General features: G+C 54.9%; 3 protein-coding genes and 1 pseudogene. All 4 read right to left on the bottom strand.

The window, feature by feature from the left end; all coding sequences use genetic code 11:
* Positions 1-510: 510 nt before the first annotated feature.
* The 4 genes and pseudogenes from H0241_RS36070 to H0241_RS35200 all read right to left on the bottom strand — a co-directional run bounded on the left by H0241_RS36070 (position 511) and on the right by H0241_RS35200 (position 3,533).
* Positions 511-765 carry a hypothetical protein gene (locus tag H0241_RS36070; protein WP_328824976.1) on the bottom strand — a complete coding sequence of 85 codons (255 nt, stop codon included), beginning with the start codon at positions 763-765 and terminating at the stop codon, positions 511-513.
* Positions 752-907, bottom strand: a pseudogene (locus tag H0241_RS36065) (transposase); the annotation flags it as partial. The gene H0241_RS36070 and the pseudogene H0241_RS36065, both read right to left, overlap by 14 nt.
* Before the next feature lie 165 nt (positions 908-1,072).
* Positions 1,073-2,662: a phytoene desaturase family protein gene (locus H0241_RS35205; RefSeq protein WP_181062281.1), complete on the bottom strand. Its 1,590-nt coding sequence runs from the start codon at positions 2,660-2,662 to the stop codon at positions 1,073-1,075.
* A 550-nt stretch (positions 2,663-3,212) separates the two neighbouring features.
* Positions 3,213-3,533, bottom strand: coding sequence for a hypothetical protein (locus H0241_RS35200; RefSeq protein WP_181062282.1), 321 nt, complete (start codon positions 3,531-3,533; stop codon positions 3,213-3,215).
* Positions 3,534-3,617: the final 84 nt, after the last annotated feature.

Genomic DNA, 3,617 nt, shown 5'->3' with positions numbered 1-3,617 from the left:
ACGATCTTCGGCCGGCGCGATGCCGCTTAACTCGGCGACCAAATCGCCCCTTGCATGTTCCAATGTCATGGTGCGAAAGCTCCATGTTCATCGGCCTATTGCAAGGTGCCTTGGCGCATCGCTTACGCAGTACCTTTGGATGCAAGCGCATGATTTAGCACCGCTTTGGACGGGTAAAACGCAGAAACTCTCCGGTCGCGCTGGAAAGCAACATCAAGCGGGTGGACCCGCGCGAGGCACGATCGATGTAATCTGTCTTCGAGCGTTCGCCGCGACCTTTTTGCTGCCTCCTGATCCTACGGCCACTGCAAGCCAATAATGCGTCGCCCGCCAGTGATAACCACGATCTATCAGACAACGAAACTGAGTCTATCCACCCGGCAGGCACGGAGGCCTAAGCGGCTCGAAACTTTTCGAGGTTAAAATAAACTCTGGTGGCCGAGCTCCTCGGACCGCGTGGAGCGCCCTGGCCAAGTCGCGAATCTCATGGCCCACCTCGTCGATAGAGGCCTAACTACGCGGGATTCTACTGGCGTTAACGTCCATGTCATCCGCCATTCTGTCGCAGGTCTCCGGACTGGCGCATATTTTTATGACAGGAGAAATGGCAGAGCCACGACGGATCCACGGCCAGTGACAAACAAATTGACATGCGCGCCGCAAGCCATGAGTTCTGCGATAACCGCATTGTCGTTGATGTTGGGGAAGCCGAAGCGGACCTCGCCGTCTGGCACAACATCGAGCAAATAGACGCGCTCGTCTCATGGACCCATTTGCGCAGGACGTTCTCATTGAGATCCAGATCACGTGCAGCCTCGGCAACCGCTACGCCCCTATCCTTCAAACACCTAATCCCGGTGTCCACGAATCCGGCAGCAGTCCAGAGCGCCAAAGGCGTGTCGAGCATAACTTCCGAGCGCCGCTATCAGAGAATGGTCATCCCGCTAGCCGGACTCCACCTCGCGGGCCGACTACCTCCAAAGGAGCTAAGAGTTCGTTCCCATGATATCGCCCAGGTGACAGGCACTTTCAAACTGAGGCGTGGCGCCATGGCGGCCACCGAGCGTCAGCTTCAAGATCTTTTCTTCCCGCGATCTCGCAGGATTTCCCGCACCGCGTTAAAGCCTGGCAATCCGGTGACACCCCCGCCAGGGTGGCAGGAGGAGCCACATTGATATAGACCTTGAATGGGCGTCCTATAGTCCGCGTAGTGCGGGTACGGTCTGCGCGAGAACAATTGATCGGGAGTCATCTGCCCATGCAGGATGTTGCCCCCCGGTATATTAAGGATGTTTTCGATATCGGTTGGAAGCAGGACCTGATAATCTATGATCTCATTCGTAAATCCTGGAACAAATTCATCCAGCACTTTCCACACAGTTTGGACGAACTCGGATCGATGTGACGACCAGTCTCCCTCGCGCAGTTTATATGGAACATGACCACCGTACAGGTTCACGACATGCTTACCCTCGGGCGCCATACTCTTGTCGAGGTAGGTAGGCGTCGCTACGGTCATCCACGGGGCCTGGGCGAATTTTCCGTACTTCGCATCATCGTATGCTTTTTCTAGGTAATCTATGGTGGGCCCAATATGCACGAATGCTGATACTGGCCTGCCACTGTCCGACCCAAGGCATTTGAGCTGAGGCGGCCGATTGCAAGCGACGTTGATTTTCCAGTTTGTACCCATAGTGTTGAATTTTTCCAGCGATTGAACAAGGTCATCTGGAAGATGTTTTCGGTCAACGACCTTGCCAAAGAGAATTTTCGAATGCATGCTGCTGGCTACAATTCCTGCGCGATACTCCCGACCGTCTTTGGTTGCTACGCCTTTGAGCTTACCACCGTCGACGATAACGTGTTCGACTTCAGCGTTAGTGTGAATCTCCACACCTAAGCGCTGGGCGGATGCGGCCAAGGCTTTCGATACGGTTCCCATGCCTCCGATAACGTGCCCGCGTGGTATTTCGTGGGAATGATCAGTCAGCATATTGTAGAGGCACGCAAGCGCGGATCCTCGCGAATACGGACCTACGAAATTCCCAATGCCCGCCTGATAGGCGAACAGCGCACGAACGGCGTCGTTCTCAAACCACTGGCTCAGATATTCCTCGGCGCTTTGAGTCATAAGTTCGGCAAAATCAAATAGCTTGGTTCTCAGCCCAAAATTTCGCCAAGAGAATGCGAGCGTTCTGGTGACATCGCGGAACGTTGAAGCAGTTGGATCTGGCGGAACCTCCGTACCGAGATGGCGCAAGTAGACCGCTAGTCCATTATGAAAGTCGACGAACTTAGGATACGCTTCAGCGTCTCGCGTAGAAAACTGTGCTATGTTCTTCGCAGTTGCTGCGACATTGTCATTTGTTATCAAGCAACGACCGTCTTCTGTCGGACTGAAGAGGTCGCCATAGGGGACGGTTTTCAAACCAAATTTCCGAAGGTCCAGATCATGGATAATCTGCGGGTAAAGGTGCTGCAACCCGTACGAAAAGACTGAGAATGTGAAGCCGGGAAACACCTCGTCTGAAAACGCCGCACCGCCGACCGCATGCCGCCGTTCCAGAACAGCCGTTCGCATTCCTGCTCGTGCCAAATAAGCCGCACACACCAAGCCATTGTGTCCGCCGCCTAATACGACTACTTCATAGTGGTTTGTCATAAGTCACCTCTTGCCTTGCCGCATAAGACTGGCGCACTCCAGTAGGGAGCATCCCAATGCCCCCAGAAGGAAAATTACGGACGCTCTAGATGTGGCCGTCAAATGCTGGTCTGGTTATTGGCAGAACAATATTTCGGTTTTTGTGTTCGGTGAAAACGTTATCTTCGCCGCTAACCGCCGTCTTTATCCTGTCGTAGAGGTGCATTGTTCGGCTGTTCTCGCTTCTGCTTGGCCACTCGCGTTACATCTTCGACCGCTACGTCATGCACCAGAACCTGCTGGCCCTGCTGCGCTGTCGTATGCAGGCTTTCGATGCCATTAGATGAGTGCCGACGGAACGCCCCTCCCAGTCGCCTTCTGGCGATCATTTCGCTATTAGAACGACGTTCCACTTTAGAACAGCCACCAAAAGTGATGTCAAGCTGATTATTGTCCGATCCATACGCTCACCTACAGACGCGCCGCCTCCGGCCCGTAACCCGCCGCACAGGTGGTCATGAGAGCGACCCGGTTCCTCGTTCCCTTCACGGTCTGTAGACAGCCAAGCACCTCATCGGCGCTCAGGACGACCGGCTGTCAAACGGCTTGCCATTGGGCTGTCGATGCACGATATCAGAGCCCCCTTTAGAAACTCCAGTTCCAGAGCCTGCTTACCGACCAACCGTTCGAGCGCTGCGATCCGGGCTTCGTATTCCTGGATCAGGCCGGCGGCTTGCGCATCATCGTCGAACGCGCCTTGCTCATATTTGCGGACCCAGATGCGGATCAGGTTGCGCGAGACATCGTGATGCTTAGCCAAGCCGTGCAGCGTCTCGCCGGCGATGAACTCCGTAAGCGGTGCACCAAGGCACCTTTCCCGAAGTCGCCTGATGCGTGTATGGCGGTCAGCCGTTAGTCGGCACGCCGGGGCGATCACTGCGGGTTATTATAACGGGTGACATAGTGGAGTTCGCGC

The organism is Mesorhizobium neociceri, from assembly GCF_013520985.1.
Classification (GTDB): Bacteria; Pseudomonadota; Alphaproteobacteria; order Rhizobiales; family Rhizobiaceae; genus Mesorhizobium; species Mesorhizobium neociceri.
Note: the sequence above shows the minus strand (reverse complement) of the source record. Positions and strands in the feature narration are given on the sequence as shown.

What these genes read in the sequence shown, in the direction of transcription:
- H0241_RS36070 (WP_328824976.1), bottom strand. Translation starts at nt 765, where the DNA reads ATGAGACGAGCGCGTCTATTTGCTCGATGTTGTGCCAGACGGCGAGGT.
- H0241_RS35205 (WP_181062281.1), bottom strand. Translation starts at nt 2,662, where the DNA reads ATGACAAACCACTATGAAGTAGTCGTATTAGGCGGCGGACACAATGGC.